The sequence below is a fragment of the Amycolatopsis coloradensis genome (assembly GCF_037997115.1).
Classification (GTDB): domain Bacteria; phylum Actinomycetota; class Actinomycetes; order Mycobacteriales; family Pseudonocardiaceae; genus Amycolatopsis; species Amycolatopsis coloradensis_A.
In genome coordinates, this window is the sequence record NZ_CP150484.1 from 1,932,078 (window position 1) to 1,950,996 (window position 18,919).

Annotated in this window: 16 protein-coding genes; 12 read left to right on the forward strand and 4 right to left on the reverse strand. The window is 68.6% G+C overall.

Annotation, left to right across the window (positions count from 1 at the left end; all coding sequences use genetic code 11):
- Positions 1-11: 11 nt before the first annotated feature.
- Positions 12-1,913: an ABC transporter ATP-binding protein gene (locus LCL61_RS08980; protein ID WP_340686408.1), complete on the reverse strand. Its 1,902-nt coding sequence runs from the start codon at positions 1,911-1,913 to the stop codon at positions 12-14.
- Between the two features lie 424 nt (positions 1,914-2,337).
- Here LCL61_RS08980 and LCL61_RS08985 point away from each other — a divergent pair, with 424 nt between their 5' ends.
- From LCL61_RS08985 to LCL61_RS09000, 4 genes are read left to right on the forward strand one after another with little or no spacing between them, the layout of a single operon-like run.
- A complete protein-coding gene (locus LCL61_RS08985) occupies positions 2,338-2,775 on the forward strand; it encodes a hypothetical protein (RefSeq protein WP_340686409.1) in 438 nt (145 codons plus the stop codon).
- Between the two features lie 32 nt (positions 2,776-2,807).
- Positions 2,808-4,400 (forward strand): 2,3-epoxybenzoyl-CoA dihydrolase, encoded by a 1,593-nt coding sequence (gene boxC / locus LCL61_RS08990; protein ID WP_340686410.1) that lies wholly within the window; start codon positions 2,808-2,810, stop codon positions 4,398-4,400.
- Between the two features lie 7 nt (positions 4,401-4,407).
- Positions 4,408-5,829 carry a benzoyl-CoA 2,3-epoxidase subunit BoxB gene (boxB, locus tag LCL61_RS08995; RefSeq protein ID WP_340686411.1) on the forward strand — a complete coding sequence of 474 codons (1,422 nt, stop codon included), beginning with the start codon at positions 4,408-4,410 and terminating at the stop codon, positions 5,827-5,829.
- A gap of 19 nt (positions 5,830-5,848) precedes the next feature.
- Positions 5,849-7,447: a benzoate-CoA ligase family protein gene (locus LCL61_RS09000; RefSeq protein ID WP_340686412.1), complete on the forward strand. Its 1,599-nt coding sequence runs from the start codon at positions 5,849-5,851 to the stop codon at positions 7,445-7,447.
- Positions 7,448-7,469: 22 nt separating this feature from the next.
- Here the strand turns inward: LCL61_RS09000 and LCL61_RS09005 are convergent, their stop codons facing one another.
- The gene (locus LCL61_RS09005) at positions 7,470-7,931 is read right to left on the reverse strand and encodes a MarR family winged helix-turn-helix transcriptional regulator (RefSeq protein WP_340686413.1); all 462 of its coding nucleotides are present in this window, start codon (positions 7,929-7,931) and stop codon (positions 7,470-7,472) included.
- Between the two features lie 98 nt (positions 7,932-8,029).
- Between LCL61_RS09005 and LCL61_RS09010 the strand changes: the two genes are divergently transcribed.
- The 4 genes from LCL61_RS09010 to LCL61_RS09025 are packed head-to-tail and all read left to right on the forward strand — an operon-like array spanning position 8,030 to position 11,171.
- The gene (locus tag LCL61_RS09010; RefSeq protein ID WP_340686414.1) at positions 8,030-8,989 is read left to right on the forward strand and encodes a ring-cleaving dioxygenase; all 960 of its coding nucleotides are present in this window, start codon (positions 8,030-8,032) and stop codon (positions 8,987-8,989) included.
- Entirely contained in the window at positions 8,986-9,591 is a 606-nt protein-coding gene (locus LCL61_RS09015; protein ID WP_340686415.1) for an alpha/beta hydrolase, read from the forward strand. The genes LCL61_RS09010 and LCL61_RS09015 overlap by 4 nt, the downstream gene beginning before the upstream one ends.
- 36 nt (positions 9,592-9,627) lie before the next feature.
- Positions 9,628-10,776 (forward strand): dipeptidase, encoded by a 1,149-nt coding sequence (locus LCL61_RS09020; protein WP_340686416.1) that lies wholly within the window; start codon positions 9,628-9,630, stop codon positions 10,774-10,776.
- A gap of 38 nt (positions 10,777-10,814) precedes the next feature.
- Positions 10,815-11,171, forward strand: a complete 357-nt coding sequence (locus tag LCL61_RS09025) for a LapA family protein (RefSeq protein WP_340686417.1) — start codon at positions 10,815-10,817, stop codon at positions 11,169-11,171.
- Here the strand turns inward: LCL61_RS09025 and LCL61_RS09030 are convergent.
- Entirely contained in the window at positions 11,159-12,088 is a 930-nt protein-coding gene (locus tag LCL61_RS09030; RefSeq protein WP_340686418.1) for an AraC family transcriptional regulator, read from the reverse strand. The genes LCL61_RS09025 and LCL61_RS09030 overlap by 13 nt on opposite strands.
- Positions 12,089-12,239: 151 nt before the next feature.
- Between LCL61_RS09030 and LCL61_RS09035 the strand changes: the two genes are divergently transcribed.
- Complete coding sequence (locus LCL61_RS09035) at positions 12,240-12,638, forward strand: pyridoxamine 5'-phosphate oxidase family protein (protein WP_340686419.1); 399 nt, start codon at positions 12,240-12,242, stop codon at positions 12,636-12,638.
- Here LCL61_RS09035 and LCL61_RS09040 read toward each other — a convergent pair.
- The gene (locus LCL61_RS09040) at positions 12,601-13,470 is read right to left on the reverse strand and encodes a maleylpyruvate isomerase family mycothiol-dependent enzyme (RefSeq protein WP_340686420.1); all 870 of its coding nucleotides are present in this window, start codon (positions 13,468-13,470) and stop codon (positions 12,601-12,603) included. The two genes, LCL61_RS09035 and LCL61_RS09040, sit on opposite strands and share 38 nt — an antisense overlap.
- Before the next feature lie 80 nt (positions 13,471-13,550).
- Between LCL61_RS09040 and LCL61_RS09045 the strand changes: the two genes are divergently transcribed.
- From LCL61_RS09045 to LCL61_RS09055, 3 genes are all read left to right on the forward strand, one after another.
- Positions 13,551-14,333 carry an Abi-alpha family protein gene (locus LCL61_RS09045; protein ID WP_340686421.1) on the forward strand — a complete coding sequence of 261 codons (783 nt, stop codon included), beginning with the start codon at positions 13,551-13,553 and terminating at the stop codon, positions 14,331-14,333.
- A 7-nt stretch (positions 14,334-14,340) separates the two neighbouring features.
- On the forward strand, positions 14,341-15,585 hold the full coding sequence (locus LCL61_RS09050; protein ID WP_340686422.1) for a DUF445 domain-containing protein: 1,245 nt from the start codon (positions 14,341-14,343) through the stop codon (positions 15,583-15,585).
- Positions 15,586-15,800: 215 nt separating this feature from the next.
- The gene (locus tag LCL61_RS09055; RefSeq protein ID WP_340686423.1) at positions 15,801-18,773 is read left to right on the forward strand and encodes a patatin-like protein; all 2,973 of its coding nucleotides are present in this window, start codon (positions 15,801-15,803) and stop codon (positions 18,771-18,773) included.
- Positions 18,774-18,919: the final 146 nt, after the last annotated feature.

The window sequence follows — 18,919 nt, forward strand, 5'->3', positions numbered from 1 at the left end:
CGGTTACCCGCTCACTCGCCGCGATACGCACGGGCCTGGATCTCGTAAAGCTCGTGGTAGACGCCTCCTTCCTCGATGAGCTCGGCGTGCGTGCCCTGCTCGATCAGCCGTCCCTTCTCCAGCACGAGGATCCGGTCCGCGGAGCGGATGTTGGCCAGCCGATGGGTCACCAGGATCGTCGTGCGCCTGCCCGCCCCGGAAGCGCTCGCGTGCCTCAGCCCCGCGAAGACCCGGGCCTCGGCCTTCGCGTCGAGGGCGGCCGTCGGCTCGTCGGCGACCAGGACGGCGGCGTCGCGGTAGATCCCGCGGGCGATGCCCATCCGCTGCCACTGCCCGCCCGAAAGGTCCCGCCCGTCGTTGAACTTCTTGGACAGCACCGTTTTCTCTTTGGCGGGCAAGGAATCGATCACTTCTTCGGCGCCGGAGGAGGTGATCGCGTCGTGCCACGCGGCGCGCTCCGGGTCTTCCCGGCCGAGCCTGCCGACGGTCACGTTGTGCTCCGCCGTCATCGGCCATTCGGCGGGATCCTGGGCGATGACGGCGATGTTGGCGTGCACCGACTCGTGATCGGCGCCGGCCAGATCGACGTCGTCCCAGTACACCTTTCCCTCCGAAGGCGGATAGAGCCCGGTGAGCAGCTTGCCCAGCGTGGTCTTGCCCGAACCGTTCTCCCCGACGAGGGCGACCACCTCGCCGCGCCGGATGGTCAGTGAAACCTCGCGCAGTGCGGGGTTCTCCTGGCCGGGGTAGGTGAAACCGACGTTCTCCAGCCGGATCTCCGCCGGATCCGGTGGAGCCGCGACCCCGCCCTTCGCCGGGCCCCGTTTCTCGGACTCCACCAGCAGCCGATTGAAGAAGGCGATGTAGAACGACTCCTCGTACAAGGAGTTCACCGCGTGCATCGTGATGGACAGCGAATTCGACGCCGTCCGCATGGCGAGCGCGGCCGTCCCGGCGAGGGCGAGCTCCATCTGCCCGGAGTAGAGCAGGAGACCGAGCACCAGATACGCGATCGCGGTGCCGACACCGGCCGCCGCGCGCCCGGTCAGGCGGACCATGTTGCTGCGATGCGCGAGCCGGACCTCTTCGCGCATCAAGCTGTCGGTGATCCGCCGGTACTCGCCGAGCAACGGCTCCTGGAGGGTGAGGGCGTGCCGTTCGAGCGCGAACTCGCGCCACGTCGCGACCTCCTCGACGATCCCTTTCCGGATGTTGCGGCCGACGGTGTCGAGATAATGCCGGTAGTTCAGCTTCGCGACCTTCGCCGCCGCCCAGCCGTCGGCCACCGCCGCGAGCAGCAGCACCGGCGCGAGCCACGGATTGAGCAGGCCCGCCGCCACCAGCGCGGCGACCAGCGAGATCAGCGCCGACGTCAGATCCGCGAGCCGGCGCAGGCTCATCTCGATCGACCGGACCCCGTACCGCGCGCCCTGCCTCGCCAGCTCCCGGAAGTCCGCGTCCTCGAAGGCCAGCAGGTGGACGCGGACCATCGCGGCGGTGACCTCGTCGCCCGCCGAAGTCACGACGCGCGGCCGGAGCGCGCCCTCGACCGCGGCCACCGCCGTGTCGAGCAGCGCGCGCAACGCGTACGTGCCGACGACGATCAGCAGCGCGGGCAGCGAGTGCAGCACCCTCTCGGGCGTCGGCCCGTTCTCCAGCAGCGCGATGAACACGTTCGCCGTGGCCAGCAGGCCGAAGGCCGTGACACAGCCGGAAAGGAGGTGGACGACGCCGGCGAGCAAGGTCAGCCGCGGCGACGTCCGCCAGGCCAGCCGCAGCACGATGGCCACGGCGGACGGGAGCGTGCGGATGGCCTTGACCATCCCCGCCGCGGCCACGGTCTCGTCGACCGTGGCCCATTCGGGCATCTTGAGGTTCTCGACCCCGATCAGGGGCACGGTCGCTTCGGGCACTCCTCCTTCTCTACGCGCACCCACCGACATTTTTGAGAGCTGAAGGGGTGGGGCGTGCTCTTCCCTGATGTGTCACCGCGCTTCGGTCGCGCTTCGGCGGTGGAGGGCGTCGCGAAAGCCGCTTTCGCAACCTGCGCTCGGAGGACGAGGCCGGGCGCCAGGCGGTAGCAAAGGTCCCTTGCTTCCGTGCGCGCAGCGGCTCGGGCCGCCTCCGGTGACTGTGTGGGTTTCGGGACATCTGACGTCCCAAAATCCACACGGTCGGTCAGTGTCGCTACGCGGGGTGAGGGGTGTGTGGGAATAGGGACACTCGACGTCTCTATTTCCCCACACCCCCGGGCGGTAGCAAAGGTCCCTTCATCTCTCTCCCGCCATGGTCTACTCTCTCGCTAGAGCGATCTATCAAGTCGCCAAGGGGGCGAACATGGAAACTCTTCAGGACAAGGGACTCGCCGCGTTACGGCTGATCCTGGCCTTCACGCTGCTGTCCACTACGCTGCACTACGCGCACAACGTGCTCAGGGCGGCGGACTATCCGCAGATCGAGGGGATCTCGGTGGGCATGGCCGCCACCTTGGTCGTCGTCGCGTACGTCCTCTTCTCCGTCTTCGGCGTGCTCGGCTACCGCGACTACCTGCGCGGACGTTACTGGCGGGCGCTCGCCTTCCTGATGGTCTATTCGCTGTCCGGCCTCGCGAGCCTCGGCCACTTCCTGGTCGCCGTGCCGCAGATCCCGGCCTTCTGGTTCGCCACGATCTACACCGACACGGCGGCCGCGCTGCTGCTGTGGGCGTTCGTGGTCTGGGCGGCGGCGAAGCTCAACCGGGTGACGACGGCTGACCAACTTTCTACACAACATTGACGCAAATCGGTGCAATGTAGACAATTGGAAGGGTGACGCGGACCACATCGGTGACGTTCGAACGTCATCCCAGCGGCTACCGGCACTGGAAACTGTCCACCGACGGCGACGTCGCGTGGCTCGAACTCGATGTCGACCCGGACGGCGGTCTCGTACCGGGTTACGAGCTCAAGCTCAACTCCTACGACCTCGGCGTCGACATCGAGTTGCACGACGCGACACAGCGGCTCCGGTTCGAGCATCCCGAGGTCCGCGTGGTCATCGTGACCAGCGCGAAGGACAACGTCTTCTGTGCCGGCGCGAACATCCGCATGCTCGCTTCGTCGTCGCACGAGTGGAAGGTGAACTTCTGCAAATTCACCAATGAGACCCGCAACGCCATGGAGGACGCCGCCGCGCACTCCGGGCAGGTCTACGTCGCGGCGGTCAACGGCATCTGTGCCGGCGGCGGCTACGAGATCGCGCTCGCCTGCGAAAAGATCCTGCTGGTCGACGACAACTCCTCGACCGTCGCGCTGCCGGAGGTGCCGCTCCTCGGCGTCCTGCCCGGCACCGGCGGGCTCACCAGGGTGGTCGACAAACGCGGCGTGCGGCGGGATCTCGCCGACGTCTTCGCCACCCGCCCCGACGGGGTGAAAGGGCGCACCGCTGTCGACTGGCGGCTCGTCGACGAGCTCGTGCCGCGGCAGGGTTTCCGCGAAGCCGTGCTGGCCAGGGCGAAGGAGTTCGCGCGGACGAGCGGGCGGCTCGACGGGGAAGGCGTCGAACTGAGGCCACTCAAGCATCGTTATGTCGACATCGCCCGCGGCAAGACCGACGCGACGATCACCGTCAAGGGCCCGGATGCCGACGACGGCTGGCTGCTGGACGTCACCCGCGAACTGGACGACGCGATCCTTCGCCTGCGCACCAACGAACCCGAACTCGGCACGTGGGTGCTCCGCACCGAAGGCGATCCGGTGAAGGTCCTCGAACACGAACGCGCCGTGTTCGACGCGAAAGACTGCCTGAGCAACGAAATCGTCCACTACTTCAAGCGGACGCTAAAGCGGCTGGACGTCACCAGCCGCGGCCTGATCGCCCTCGTCGAGCCTGGCAGCTGCTACGCCGGGCTCCTGCTGGAACTCGCGCTCGCCGCGGACCGGCAGTACATCTTGGACGGTCCGCCGCTCGATGACGAAGACAGTGAAGAACGTGCGTCGATCACGTTGTCGGAAGCCAACTTCGGTCGTTTCCCGATGGGCAACGGCCTGACCCGCCTAGAATCCCGGTTCTTCGGCGACCCCGATCACGTCACGAGGCTCGCGGAGGTACGCGGCAAAACGCTGAGCCCGGCCGAGGCGAACGAACTCGGCCTGGTCACCGACGCACCGGACGACCTCGACTGGGAGGACGAGATCCGGATCGCGCTGGAAGGACGGGCTTCGCTGAGCCCGGACGCCTTGACCGGAATGGAGGCGAACCATCGGTTCGTCGGCCCCGAGACGCTGGAAAGCAAGATCTTCGGCAGGCTCGCCGCCTGGCAGAACTGGATCTTCACCCGTCCGAACGCATCCGGTCCCGAGGGCGCGCTGCGTCGCTACGGGACCGGTCAGAAGGCCGTCTTCGACAGGAAGCGGGTTTGAACAGCCCATGCCCACCAAGATCGATTACGACGCCAAGATCCCCAACAACGTCGACCTCTCCGGTGATCGGCGCCTCCAGCGGGCGCTGGAGGGCTGGCAGCCGAAATTCCTGGACTGGTGGGGCGAAATGGGCCCCGCGCTGCGGACGCAGGGGGTCTACCTGCGGACCGCGGTCAGCGTCGGCCGGGACGGCTGGGCGCATTTCGACCACGTCGACGTGCCCGACTACCGGTGGGGGATCTTCCTCGCGGAGCCGGATCCGGACCGGGTGATCGGCTTCGGCGAGCACAAGGGCGAGCCCGCCTGGCAGCAGGTGCCCGGCGAATACCGCGCCGACCTGCAGCGGCTCATCGTGATCCAGGGCGACACCGAACCCGCGTCGGTCGAGCAGCAGAAGCTGCTGGGCCTCACCGCGCCGAGCCTCTACGACCTGCGGAACCTCTTCCAGGTCAACGTCGAAGAAGGCCGCCACCTGTGGGCGATGGTTTATCTGCTGCACGCCTACTTCGGCCGCGAAGGCCGCGACGAAGCGGAAGGATTGCTGCTCCGGAATTCCGGAAGTCCGGACGCGCCCCGGATCCTCGACGCCTTCAACGAGGAGACCGCGGATTGGCTCGCGTTCTACATGTTCACCTATTTCACCGATCGCGATGGCAAATACCAGCTCGGCACCCTCAAGGAAAGCGGCTTCGACCCGCTTTCCCGCACTTGTGAATTCATGCTCAAGGAAGAGGCGCACCACATGTTCGTCGGCACCACGGGGGTCGACCGGGTGGTCACCCGCAGTGCCGAACTGATCCGCGAGCACGACACCTTCGACATCGCCGGGCACGGCGGGATCCCCCTGGAAGTCATCCAGCGTTACCTCAACTTCCACTACACCGTCTCGCTCGACCTGTTCGGCGGCGAGACGTCGACCAACGCGGCGAACTACTACACCGCCGGGCTGAAAGGCCGCTGGCAGGAGGCCCGCCGCAAGGACGACCACAAGCTCACCGACGCCGCCGGATCGCTGTCCCGGCCGAGGGCCGACGGCACCTGGGAGACCGAGGAACTCCCGGCCATCCTGCTGCTGAACCTCGACCTGCGGGAGGAATACCGCGCCGACTGCCAGACCGGCGTCAACCGCTGGAACAGGATCCTGGACGAGGCGGGCATCGACTTCCGATTCGTTCTCCCGCACCCTGGATTCAATCGCGAAGTCGGCATAAACTCCGGCCACCATGTGACGCCCGACGGCACCGTTGTCGACGAGCGGACCTGGCTGGCCGGCAAACGCAAGTGGCTGCCCACTCCCGAAGACCTGACCTTCGTCCGATCGCTGATGCACCCGGTGTACGAGCGAGGAAAGATCGCGAGCTGGGTGGCACCGCCACGTCAGGGCATCAATGGGAAACCGTTCGACTATGAATACGTTTACCTGAGCTGAGCCGATAGAAGGTGCGCCCGTGTCCGCTGCTGCCACCGGTTTCAACGCGGCGAGCTACCTGCTCGACCGGCATCTGGCGGAAGGGCGCGGGGCGAAGGCCGCGGTCGTCTCCCCGAGACGGAACCTCACGTACGCGGGCCTGGCGGCCGAAAGCCGCCGGGTCGCGGCGGGACTGAAGGCGATCGGCGTCCGCCCGGAGGAGCGGGTCCTGTTCTGCATGGTCGACGACGTCGAACTGCTCACCGGGATCCTCGGCGCGATGCTGGCCGGAGCGGTCGCGGTGCCGGTTTCCACCATGGTCACCGGGCTGGACCTGGGCAAACTGCTCGCCGATTCCCGGGCCAGGGTCCTGTGTGTTTCGGGCGAGTTCGCCGCGCAGGCGACGGTCGCGCTCGGGCTGGCGCCGGAGGTCACCGACGTCGTGCTGGACAGGGCCAAGGCGGCCGAACTGCCGTCCGGGGTCCGCGCGCACGAGTGGAGTGATCTGTCCACAGTGGACGATTATGGTTTCGCGCCGGCTCCGACCTGGGAGGATTCGCCCGCGCTCTGGCTGTACACGTCGGGGACGACGGGCAAGCCGAAAGGCGCGATGCATCGTCACGCGAGCATCCGCGCGGTCTGCGAAACGTACGCGCGCGGCGTGCTGGACATCGGCCCGAACGACCGGTTCCTTTCCGTCCCCAAGCTGTTCTTCGCTTACGGGTTGGGGAATTCGGCGTTCTTCCCGCTCGCGGCGGGCGGGACGACCCTGCTCGAACCCGCGAGGCCGACCCCGGGGCTGATCGCCGCCAGGGTCCGCGCGGAGCGGCCGACGTTGTTCTTCGCCGTCCCGACGTTCTACGCCGCGCTGCTCGCCGGCGACATCCCCGACGACACGTTCTCCTCGGTGCGCCAAGCGGTTTCGGCGGGGGAGCCGCTGCCCGCCGTGCTGTACGAACGGTTCCGCGACCGTTTCGGCGTCGAGATCCTGGACGGGATCGGCTCGACCGAGGCGTTGCACATCTTCCTGTCCAACCGGCCGCGTCAGGTCCGACCCGGCAGCACCGGGGTGCCGGTGCCGGGCTACGAGATCGCGCTGCGCGACGAACAGGGAGAGCCGGTGCCGGACGGGCAGCCCGGTGAACTGTTCGTCGCCGGGCCGTCGATCGCGACCGGGTACTGGGCGCGGTACGAGACGACGAAGCAAGTCTTCCAGGGCGAATGGCTGCGGACGGGTGACAGCTTCGTGCGCAACGCCGACGGGAGCTACACCTGCCTCGGGCGCTTCAACGACATGCTGAAACCGGGTGGGATCTGGGTGTCGCCCGCCGAGGTCGAGGACAGGCTGCTGCAGCATCCGGCGGTCGCCGAGGTCGCGGTGGTGGCCGCCTTCGACGCCGACGGCATCGAGAAACCGGTCGCGTGCGTGGTCGGTGTGCCCGGCGGCAGGCTGGACGCGGACGAGCTGATCGAGTTCTGCCGGGCCGGGCTGGCGTCCTTCAAGCGGCCGCGGAGCATCGTCGAGCTGGGCGAACTGCCGAAGACGGCGACCGGGAAGATCCGGCGCAACGTCATCCGGGAACTGGTACGGGACATGTACGAGGTCCGGGCCCCCGTCCCGCCGTATTTAGTCCTCTGAATGCGGGGTGCCAGGCCGCGTGTCACCCGCCGTTGACGGTGCGCAGGGTCCGCATGGCCTCGGCCAGGTCGTGCGCGCCGTCACCGAGCGGGGTCAGGACGATGCGCCGCAGGATCTCGGCACACGCTTCCCGCGCCTTCTCGGCGACGTCGAGACCGTGGTCGGTGAGCGCCGCGAACGTGACGCGGCGATCGTCCGGGCTGGGCACGCGGCAGATCAGATCCGCGGCGACCAGCCGGTCCGCGACCTTGGTGAACCCGCCGCTCGACAGGGCCGCCTCGACGGCCAACCGGGTCATCGGCATCCGGTGCTCGGGTGAGCGCACGAGCCGCAGCAGGATGTCGAACGACGCCGGCGCCAGACCGAACCGTTCGGCGATCTCGCCCATCAGCTTGTTCTGCGTGGCCAGGTAGCCCTCGATCACCAGGCCCCACCACGTGACCACTTCGTCGTCGTTCGGTTCCTCCGGTTTCACCACTGTCACGCGAGCGAGGGTACACCCAAAAATCTTCCTGGAATATATCTTGCGCGCGAGAGGTTACCGGGTTAGCTTGACTCCACCGGCTCCAGAGGAGGGGCACCATGTCGATCAAGACTTCGGGCCTGCACCACGTCACCGCCATCGGTGGCGACCCCCAGCGCAACGCGGACTTCTACACCCGGGCACTCGGCCTGCGGCTGGTGAAGACCACCGTGAACTTCGACGACCCCGGCACGTACCACCTTTACTACGGCGACGAGTCCGGCAAGCCCGGCTCGCTGATGACGTTCTTCCCGTGGCGGGACGCGCCGAAGGGCCGTCACGGCACCGGCCAGGCGACCACGACGTCGTTCTCCGTGCCGGAGGCCTCACTCGGCTGGTGGACGCGGCACCTCGCGGAGAACCGCGTCGAGACCAGCCAGGTCCGCAACTCCGACGGCGAGGAGACGCTCACCTTCCTCGACCCGGACGGCCTCGAACTCGCGCTCGTCGCGCATCCGCAGGGCGACCCGCGTGACCCGTGGGACACGAAGTTGGTCCCCGCCGAGCACGCCATCCGCGGGCTGCACTCCGTCACGCTGTCGGTATCCCGAGAGGACGCGACCGCCGGGATGCTGACCGAGGGCCTCGGCCTGACCTTCGAACACCAGGATGGCAACCGCCTGCGGTTCTCCGCAGGCGAAGGCGGCCCCGGCGCGCTCGTCGACGTCCTCGTCACGCCCGGCGCCCCGCGTGGGCTGGTGGCGGCGGGCACCGTGCACCACGTCGCCTGGCGCGCTCCGGACGAAGCCACCCAGGCCGCCTGGCGCGACGAGTTGATCGACGACGGCGTGAACGTGACGTCCATTTTGGACCGTCAGTACTTCCGGTCGATCTACTTCCGCGAGCCGGGCGGCACGCTGCTCGAGGTCGCGACCGACGAACCCGGTTTCGCGATCGACGAGCCGTTGCTGGAGCTCGGTCGCGCGCTGAAACTGCCGCCGTGGCTGGAGCCCAAGCGCGAGGACATCGAAGCCATGCTGCCGAAGCTGGACCTGCCGAGCGAGAACAACCCGCGATGAGCACCTTGGAGCACAAGTACGTCGAAGGGGCGCCCGACGAGCCGGTGCTGCTGCTCCTGCACGGCACCGGCGGCGGCCCGGACGATCTCGTACCGCTCGCCCGGCAGCTGAGCCCGGAGTCGGCGCTGCTCGCGCCGGCCGGGCCGGTGTCGGAGCACGGTGCGGCACGATGGTTCCGCAGGCTGGCGGAAGGCGTTTTCGACCACGAGGACGTCGCCTTCCGAGCGAACCAGCTGGCCGACTTCGTGCTCGCCTCGCGTGAGGAGTACGGCCTCGGTGACCGGCGGCTGGTGGCCATCGGGTTCTCCAACGGCGCCAACATCGCCGCCGCGGTGACCCTGCTCCGCCCGGACGCAGTCAGGGAGGCCGTGCTGTTCGCGGCGATGTCGCCTGTTCCTTCCCCGCCGCGGAACGATCTGTCCGGAACCCGGGTCTTCCTGTCGAACGGCGAGCACGATCCGATGGCGCCGCTGCCCTCGGCGGAGACGCTCGTCCGTGACCTGCGCGAGCGCGGCGCGGACGTCGTCGTCCATCGCCATCCCGGCGGGCACCAGGTGACCGGCAACGGTTTGGTAGCGGCCGCGGGGTGGCTCAACCCATAGCGGGGAGAGCAAAGGACGCGAACGTAGCATCGTCCGATGACTAACGGGGACCTCGTCCGCGCCCAGGCCCTGCTCGACAGGGTCCTCCTCGCGGACGGGCACAACGATCTGCCATGGGAGCTGCGGGTCACGACCGGCCCGGACCCGGTCGAGGCCGTGACCGGCACGGATCTCACGGTCCGTCAGCCGCATCTGCACACCGACTTCCCGAAGCTCGCCGAAGGCAGGCTCGGGATGCAGTTCTGGTCCGTCTACGTGCCTTGCCAGTTCGAGGGCCACAGCGCGGTGACGGCGGTGCTCGAACAGATCGAGATCGTGCACCAGATGGCCGAGCGCTACCCCGATCGCCTGGCCCTCGTGGACACCGCCGACGAGGCCGAAGCCGCTTTCCGCGACGGCAAGATCGCGTCGCTGCTGGGTGCCGAGGGCGGCCACAGCATCGCCGAATCCCTTGGCGTGCTGAGGATCCTGCGCCGCCTCGGCGTCCGCTACATGACGCTCACCCACAACTACAACACCACCTGGGCCGACTCCGGCACCGACGAACCCGAGCACGGCGGGCTCACCGAGTTCGGCCGTGACGTCGTCCGCGAGATGAACAAGATCGGCATGCTGGTCGACCTCTCGCACGTCGCGCCGAGCACGATGCGCGCCGCGCTCGAGGTCAGTTCCGCGCCGGTGATCTTCAGCCACTCCTCCTGCACCGCGGTCAACGACCATCCCCGCAACATCCCCGACGACGTCCTGGAAACCTTGGCGGCCAAGGACGGCGTCGCGATGGTGACGTTCGTGCCGGGCTTCATCTCGCCGAAGGTCGCTGAGTGGGACGACCGGCTGCGCCAGGACATGGAAGCCGCGGGCAAGGACTACCGGAACATCGATCAGCGCACGAAGTTCACCGCCGAACGAGGCGGCCCCGAGAAGCCGAAGGCGGGCATCGACGACGTCGTCGCGCACATCGAGCACGCGCGCGAAGTGGCGGGCGTCGACCACATCGGGCTCGGCGGCGATTACGACGGAGTCGCGACGCTGCCCGAAGGCCTCGAAGACGTTTCGAAGTACCCGGTGCTGTTCGCCGCGCTGCTGGAACGCGGCTGGAGCGAAGAGGACTGCGCGAAACTGGCCGGGAAGAACACCTTGCGGGTGCTGCGTGCGGCGGACGAGGTCACCCGTTCGGACGCTTGAGAGCGCGATCAAGCCCGCTTCGGCGGACACTGTCCTGCATGACGCAGCCGGAGGAGGGCGCCGCCGAGGTTCCCGTCAAGCCGTCCGAAACCGCGGGCGGCGCACGCCACAGCGGTAAATTCGAAGCCGGCCCGAAGCTCAAACGGACGCGGGTGAGCGGCACATGGATCGCCGTCATCGTGGCGTTGATCGTGCTGGTGTTCCTGCTCGTGTTCATCCTGCAGAACCAGGACACGGCCACCGTGCACTTCCTGGGCATGTCCGGGAGCATGCCGCTGGCGGTCGCGATGCTGTTCTCCGTGATCGCCGGTGGCACGCTGGTCGCGCTCGTCGGCGGCGCCCGGATCCTGCAGTTGCGCAAGCAGGCCAAGAAGTCGCGGCATCAGCTGCGCTGAGGGACCCCGCGCCGGAACTCGCTCGGGTTGACGCCCCGCACGCGTTTGAACGCCGCGCTGAACCCGAACGCGTCGGAATAGCCGACGGTGCGGGCGATGTCGGAAATGGTCGCGTGCTCCGGTCCGGCGAGGAGATCCGCCGCGAGGGTCATACGCCAGCGGGTGAGATAGGTCAGCGGCGGTTCGCCGACCAGATCGGCGAACCGTTTGGCCAGCGTCGACCGCGACACCCCGATCCGCCCGGCCAGCGTGCCGACGGTCCACGGTGCCGCCGGTTCCGCGTGCAGCAGGCGCAGGGCGTCGCCGACCACCGGATCCCGCTGCGCGGCCCACCACGCCGGGGGTTCGCCGCCCGGCCGATCGAACCACTCGCGCAGCGAACAGACGAGCATCCAGTCCAGCAGCCGGTCGAGGACCACCTGCTGCCCCGGCGCGTCGACGGCGACCTCGGCGGCGAGGTGCTCCAGCACGGGGTCGCCCGCGCCACCGGCGTCCACGCGCAGCACGACGGGCAGCGCGTCCAGCAGCGGGCGGCCGATCTCGCCGCGCACCGGGTACGCGCCGACGATCAACGTCGTCTCGCCACCCGGGTCGTCGACCCAGCCGAGCCGGTGCCGGGTCCCGCCCTGTTCGGGCGTCGCGCAGTGCTCGCCGCACGCGATCGGTTCGGCCGGAGTGCCGACTTCGTCGACGAAGGTGAACGTCGCGGGGCCGCGTACGATGACCGACTCGCCCGCGCGAAGCGGCTCGGGCGGGCCGTCCTCCGGGACGACCCAGCCCGCGCCGGTGAGCACGGCGCACAGGGTCAGCGGCGCGCCGTCCACGAAGTGCAGGTTCCACGGCGGGGACAGGGTCGAACTGCCGAACAAGGAGCCCTGGGACCGCACGCCGCGGATCAGGTCGCTGAAGACGTCCACCTTGCCGAGGTTAGAGAAGGGGAGAGCCGCGACGCGGCCACGGGCACCCGATCGACTGCCCTCTCCCCAGGCCGCCGCGTTGGACGAATACACAGGCGATCTGGCCTTTCACCTATGGGCACGTCCAAGTCTGCCGGGTTGAATCGAGTTCATGCTGACCACTGACGACCTCGAATTCCTCCGCCGCCCCCTGCACGGATTCCTGACCGTGGCCGGCGGCCCGGTCCGGCCGGTGTGGTTCGAGGCTGCCGACGACGGCACGATCCAGCTGTTCACGCCCCGTGAGTCGCCGAAGGTGCGGCGGCTGGACGACGATCCCCGCGCGTCGATCATCGTGGCCGCCCCGGTGGGCGAACGCGAGCGCTGGGTCTCGGTCTCCGGCAGCGTCACGGTGGAGCCCGGCGGGGCGCACGAACTGGCCGCGCGGCTCGCCGAGCGCTACTGGGACCTCGAAGACCCGGCCCACGCGGGCGAGCTCGCCGGGATCCAGACCCTCGATCTCGTGCGGCTCGTCATCCGGCCGGAGAAGGTGAGCCGTTACCTGATGTGATGATCGAGGTCATCCCGAGCAGGGCGGCGCAAACGTTTTCGTCGCCCTCGGCGGTGACCCGGGCGCGGTCCGCGGGATTCCGGGTGCACAGCCGCCAGAAGGTGTCCGCGTCCGTCGTCACCGAGGCCAGCGGCGCGCGTGACGTCGGCGCGACCCGGTCGAGTTCCCAGCCGCCGGCGGTCCGCCGCGCCGTCCACTTCCCGCCGCCCTGGCCGGTGACGGTGTAGGCGACCTGCCTGCCGGCGCGGGCGTCGACGTCACGCAGGGTGTACGGCAGCGCTCGCATGAAGGTATCGATCACCGGCCCGCGGAACTCCGGCTCGTCCAGCGTCCGCGCGCCCACGGCCTCGCGGATCTGCTGCTGGTGCACCCAGAACTCGGTGTACTCGCGGGCGACGTCGAGCCAGACCGGCGCCGGTTCGTCCCCGGCCCAGCTCACCGGCTCGCCGACGGCGTCGAGGTCGGCGCGGCCCCACATCTCGGCGATCTGCGAGGTGCTGTCCACCAGCATCGCGAACAGCACCTCGGGGGACAGCCGACGGCACGCGACCACCCATTCGCCGTTGATCCGGTCGATGAAGTCCCCGAAGCGTTCGCCCTCGCGCGGTGCCGTCGCCCGGTAGCCGTCACGGTCGCGGGACAGCCTGCCGAGTTTGCCGCCCAGGATGTGGGCGGCGAGATCGTGCACCGCCCAGCCCGTGCACACCGTCGGCGCGGCCCACTGTTCCGCGTCCAGACCGGTGAGCACGTCGAGCAGAGCCTGCTCCTCCCGCGCGAACAGCGGGAGGACGTCGATCGGCGGACCCCAGCGCGTGAAGCTCATGGTGACCATCCAAACACCCTCGTCGATCACAATTTCGGCCATTCGGCCTACTCGCAGGTAGCATCAGCGCGAACGCGAGGGGAGTGCCCGTGAGCAATGATCGACCCGCCGGTGAAGACCTGGCCGCTTTCGCCAAACGCGCGGGACAGCTGGCGGGCTGGGCCGCCCGCACGGGCTTCGAGTTCACCCGCAAACTCCCCGGGGTCGAAATCGCGGAGCAGATCGTCAAACAGGGCGAGCGGCAGCTGCTTTCGGAGCTGCGCCGCCGTCTCGACGAGGTCGACGACCCGTACCACGCCGCGCTCACCGCCGCGTCCGCGATGAACCGGCCCGACACCAACGGTTCGCGGCCGGTCGAGGCGACCATCACCCTCGTGCACACCCGCACCCAGCTCGAACCGCTCCGCGCGGCGATGGCGGAACTGCTCAACCACTCCATCGGCTTCGGCCGCGAGCGGGCCCGCGAATACCTGTACGCGATCATCCTGCGGCAGCTCACGCCGGATGAGGCCCGGATCCTTTCCGCCCTTTCCGACGGCTCGCCGTTCCCCGCCGTCGACGTCGCCGAGCGGACCAGCCTCGGCGCGGCCGGGCGGTTCGTGCTCCGCAACGCTTCCACCGTCGGCAAGGCCGCCGGGGTGTCACTGCCGGACCAGGTGCCCGGCTACCTCACCAGGCTGATCGGGCTCGGCCTGATCGAGCTGGACGAAGAGGTGCCCGCGCTGGAGACGCAGTACGAGATCCTGCTGACCGACGAGACCGTCCGCGAGGCGGAGAAGTCGGTCAAGCGGGCCAAGTTCGTGAAGCGCACGGTCCATATTTCCCGGCTCGGCGCCCAGTTCTGGCAGGCCTGCGACCCGAGCGCCGGCTGATTTCGGCATGGGTGCGTTCCTCGACGGGATCCTCGCCGATTTCGGCGAGCACTGGCCGCTCTACGTCTCCATCCCGATCGTGGCCGCCCTGATCGGCTACACCACCAAACTCGTCGCGATCCGGATGATGTTCCAGCCGGTCGAGTTCGTCGGCATCAAACCGTTCCTGGGCTGGCAGGGCATCGTGCCCAAACGCGCCGCGCGGATGGCGAGCATCGCCTGCGACACGATGACCGAGCAGCTGATCAAACCGGCCGAGGTCGTCGCCAGGCTCGATCCGCAGAGAATCGCCAAGGAGATCGAAAAACCGCTCCAGGCGGCGGTCGAGGACATCGTGCGCGACGTCGCCGCCCACTATCAGCCGGGGCTGTGGGAATCCCTGCCGGTGGGCATGCAGCGGCTGGTGATCCAGCGCGTCCAGGCCGAGACGCCGCGGATGGTCGCGGCCGTGCTGGAGCTGATCAAGTCCGACGTGGACAGTGTATTCGACCTCAAGGGCATGGTGGTCACCGCACTGGTCAAGGACAAACGGCTGCTGAACCGGATCTTCCAGGAGGCCGGCGACAAGGAGTTCAAGTTCATCGCCCGCTCCGGCATCTTCTTCGGCGGGCTCATCGGCGTGATCCAGATGGTCGCGTGGGTGCTGTTCAAGTTCCCGCTGATCATGCCCCTGTTCGGGCTTTTCACCGGCTGGTTCACCGACTGGCTCGCGCTGCGGATGATCTTCTACCCGATCGAGGAACGCCGGTACTTCGGCGTGCGCTGGCAGGGCCTGTTCCTGAAACGGCGCGGCGAGGTCGCGGAGGCGTACGGCGCGCTGATCGCCAAGGAGATCATCACCCCGCACAACGTGATCGAGGCGGTTCTGCACGGCCCGCTGTCGGACCGCGTGCTCGGGCTCATCCAGCGCCAGCTCGACGAACAGCTCGGGCGGCGCGTCGGCGTCGGGAAACCGCTGGTGGTGTTCGCCGTCGGCAGCAAGCGGTATCAGGACATGAAGCTGAACATCGCCGAGAAGATCATGGACAAACTGCCGGACACCATGCGGTACATCGAGGACTACGCGACGGACGCGATGGACATCCGGAACGTGCTGGTGACGAAGATGAAGGAGCTGTCGCCGCGCGAGTTCGAAGGACTGCTGCGGCCGGCGTTCCAGCAGGACGAATGGATCCTGATCGCGACCGGTGCCGTCCTGGGTTTCGCCGTCGGTGAGGCGCAGGTCCTCCTGCTGGAGCACTTCGCCGCCTGACGCCCCCGCATTCAGAGGACGAAATGCGCGGCTGGCTGCACGACCCCCGGCACCGAAGGAGGATGTCGCGTATCCAGGCACAGCGACCAGGCACCTGATTGCAGGGGCATGAAACTGCCCTTACGGGCGAACGAACTTCGGCACCAACGGTGGTACATCGGTTCGCCCGTCCGGTCTAAGGTGCTCGGTGCACTGAGCCTTGGGGGAGGGCGCACATGGCCGACGCGGGGAGTCCGTGGCCGCAGGAGATCCGGCTGGCGATGACCATGGTGGGCGGGGCGAGCCTCGCGGTCTGGATGGGCGGGGTCGCCACCGAGACCTCGCATCTGCTCCAGGCGTCGAGAACGCCGGAATCGAGAAGCCCGTACCGGGCCTTGCTCGATCTGCTCAACGCCACCGTCTCGCTCGACGTGCTCACCGGCACGAGCGCGGGCGGTATCAACGCGGCGTGCCTCGGGCTGGCCGAGGCGTTCCGGTCGAGCCCGCAGGTGCTGCGTGACACGTGGATCAGCACGGGATCGCTCGACAACCTGATCCGCGATCCCGGCGAGAAGGAACCGCGTTCGCTGCTCGACGGCGACAAGGTGCTGCTCGGCGATCTCAAGGACGCGCTGCACCGGATCACCGACAAGGCGACGGTGAAACCCGACTGTCCCGACATCACGGTGCTGCTCACCGGCACGATGATCGACGGCGAGACGACCAGGTTCGACGACGCGCTCGGCAATCTGGTGCGGGACACCGAACATCGGCTTCTGTTCCGCTTCGATGGTCCTTTGTGGACGGATGACGTGGTCGGCCCGCTCGCGCTCGCGGCAAGGTCCACCGCGTCGTTTCCCGGCGCCTTCGAACTTTCCCGGATGCCGATCGGCGAGAAGACCGGACCGCTGCATCCGGACATGACGAAGTACACCGACGTCACGCGCTCGCACTGGCTCACCGACGGCGGGGTGCTGCTGAACAAACCGTTGCGCCCGGCGCTGCGGGAGATCTTCGAGCGGCAGTCGCATTCGGACGTCCGGCGGCTGCTGCTGTACGTCGTGCCGACGGCGGAACGCGAGGCCGAGCGGGTCGCGGTCGATCCGGAGCGGCCGCCGCTGCTGGGCAGCGCGATGAGCAAGGTCGTCGGCACCGTGCTGAGCCAGACGATCAGCGCCGAGCTGGAGGACCTGACCAGGCACAACGACGCCGTCGTCCGGACCAGGGGGACCCGGGTTTCCCTTGCGGCGATGGGGGTTCGCGGTGGCCCGGACGCGCTGGTCGACCAGCGGCTGATGAACGACTACCGTGACCGCCGGGTGCAGGAGGACGCCACCGTGCTGGTCCGCGAGGCGACGCGCAGGCTCTCACTGTCCGATGTGGAGGATCACGGTCGTCAGTGGGCGTCCGGCACGGCGGCGCAGCTGCGCGCGGCCGCGGCGGCCGGTCTGCGGGACGGCCTCCCCGCCGAGCCGCCGAAGGACACCTGCGAACTCGCGGACCTGGTCGCGTTCCGCACCACCGCGCTCGACGATTCGGTCGCCACCGGCCTGCAACTGGTGAACGCGGGCTTCCGGCTGGATCCGTCGCCGGAGCACGCGGTGCAGCTCAACCGTTGCCGCGTGCTGCTGCACGAAGCGCGGCATAAGGCGGCGCGGGGGAAGCGGCTCGCGGGCTGGGTCACCGAACAGGAGCCGCCGTCCTCCGACGTCACGCTGGCGGCCTGGATCGAAGGCCTCGCCAAGGAATGGGCCGGTCTCGGCCGCTCGGAAACGCTGAAGGAGGCGTGGCCGCTCGTCGTCGCCGCCCTCCGGCAGGCCACGCCGATCCTTTTGCCGCTGGCGCAGGCGAAACCCGACACCGAAGCCGCCGACACGGTCAGCACGCTGCTGGCGTGGACGGGGCTCACTGCCGACGACAAGAGCGCGGGAGATCCGGTCGTCACCTCTCGGCTCGTGCGCCTGCACATCGCGACCCGCGGGTTGCTCGCGCAGGCGCCGTCGGTCGACCAGCGGGTCGATCTCGTCCAGGTGAGCGCGGATTCGCGGACGCTGCTGGACATGAAGCGACGCCGTTCGTGGGACAAGCTCACCGGGATGCAGGCCGACTACTTCGGCGCGTTCTACAAGGCGTCCTGGCGCGCGAACGACTGGATGTGGGGCCGGGTCGACGGCGCGGGCTGGCTGGTGCAATGCCTGCTGGACCCGAAACGCCTGCGCCTGCTGCGCGACGTCGTCGGACGGGAGGCGTTCCGGGCACAGGTACGGGACACCTTCAAGGAGATCGGCTGGCGGCAGCCGGGCACGGAAGACGGCCTGTCGCAAGAGGAAGCCGACGCCCTGCGCGCGCAATTGGCCGGGGAGCTGGCTTTCCTCGGCCTCGACGGTGAACTGGCCGATGTGGAAGGGGAAGCCGGTCTCCCGATCAGCATGCCGGTGACGGCGATGGTGCTCGCCAGGGTCCGGCAACTGGAGATCGCGCGCGAAGAACTGCCGTGTGTCGGCCTCCACTGTGGACACGACGCGAAAACGGCCAAGGGCAACGGGAAACCGTCGGAACGGTTCCGGCGTATGATCGAGAACGAGCCCGTAACCGACGAACAGACCCAGCGCGCGTTCCAGGCGTGCCAGGTCTCCGGCGAACGGTTCGAACACGAACGCGGGACGATGCTCCTGACGAAGACGCTGGTCAAGGCCGGTGCGGCCGGGCTCAACGCGGCCGCCGGGGCGACGCGGGTGCCGAAATCGGTCCAGCCCGCCGCGACCTTCGCCAAGGCCGCCGGGCGCAGCGCGTGGTGGATCACCCGCGGGGCGGCCACCCTGCCGTCGCCGTGGAACGTGCTCGCCGCGCTGATCACCGTGCTGGCCGGTTTCGTCCTCGGTGGACAGGGCGGCCCGGTCCTGCAATGGGTCGGCGTGCCGGTGGCCGCGGGCGCCATCGTGTTCCTGGTGGTGAGCCTGATGACCTTGCGCAAGACGTGGCGGATGATGCTCACGGTGCTCGGCGTGCTCGTGGTGGCGACCTTGCTGTTCGCCGCGTTCCTGCCACCCGTGCGCGACCCGCTGTTCGGCTGGCTCGGCGACGTCGTCGCGGGCTGGCGGCGCGGCGAGGCGCCGGTCTGGTGGCTGGTCGTCTGCCTGCTGCTCGTGCTGCCCGCCATCTGGACGCCGCTCGGCTCGCTCGCGGGTCGCAAGCGGCGTCGTGAATAGCGGAATCGGGCGCCGAATAGCGCCCTGACCCTGCGACGAAGCGGTAACGGTTGGTATCGTCACGTGCAGTGAGACCGCGGCGAAGCGGCCTTACCCACAAGTGCTGCGCTTCAAACGTTACCGTTACCTTTGTCACGTGTGTTTCA

What these genes read in the sequence shown, in the direction of transcription:
- LCL61_RS08985 (WP_340686409.1), top strand. Translation starts at nt 2,338, where the DNA reads ATGGAAACTCTTCAGGACAAGGGACTCGCCGCGTTACGGCTGATCCTG.
- boxB (WP_340686411.1), top strand. Translation starts at nt 4,408, where the DNA reads ATGCCCACCAAGATCGATTACGACGCCAAGATCCCCAACAACGTCGAC.
- LCL61_RS09010 (WP_340686414.1), top strand. Translation starts at nt 8,030, where the DNA reads ATGTCGATCAAGACTTCGGGCCTGCACCACGTCACCGCCATCGGTGGC.
- LCL61_RS09015 (WP_340686415.1), top strand. Translation starts at nt 8,986, where the DNA reads ATGAGCACCTTGGAGCACAAGTACGTCGAAGGGGCGCCCGACGAGCCG.
- LCL61_RS09020 (WP_340686416.1), top strand. Translation starts at nt 9,628, where the DNA reads ATGACTAACGGGGACCTCGTCCGCGCCCAGGCCCTGCTCGACAGGGTC.
- LCL61_RS09025 (WP_340686417.1), top strand. Translation starts at nt 10,815, where the DNA reads ATGACGCAGCCGGAGGAGGGCGCCGCCGAGGTTCCCGTCAAGCCGTCC.
- LCL61_RS09035 (WP_340686419.1), top strand. Translation starts at nt 12,240, where the DNA reads ATGCTGACCACTGACGACCTCGAATTCCTCCGCCGCCCCCTGCACGGA.
- LCL61_RS09040 (WP_340686420.1), bottom strand. Translation starts at nt 13,470, where the DNA reads ATGGTCACCATGAGCTTCACGCGCTGGGGTCCGCCGATCGACGTCCTC.
- LCL61_RS09050 (WP_340686422.1), top strand. Translation starts at nt 14,341, where the DNA reads ATGGGTGCGTTCCTCGACGGGATCCTCGCCGATTTCGGCGAGCACTGG.
- LCL61_RS09055 (WP_340686423.1), top strand. Translation starts at nt 15,801, where the DNA reads ATGGCCGACGCGGGGAGTCCGTGGCCGCAGGAGATCCGGCTGGCGATG.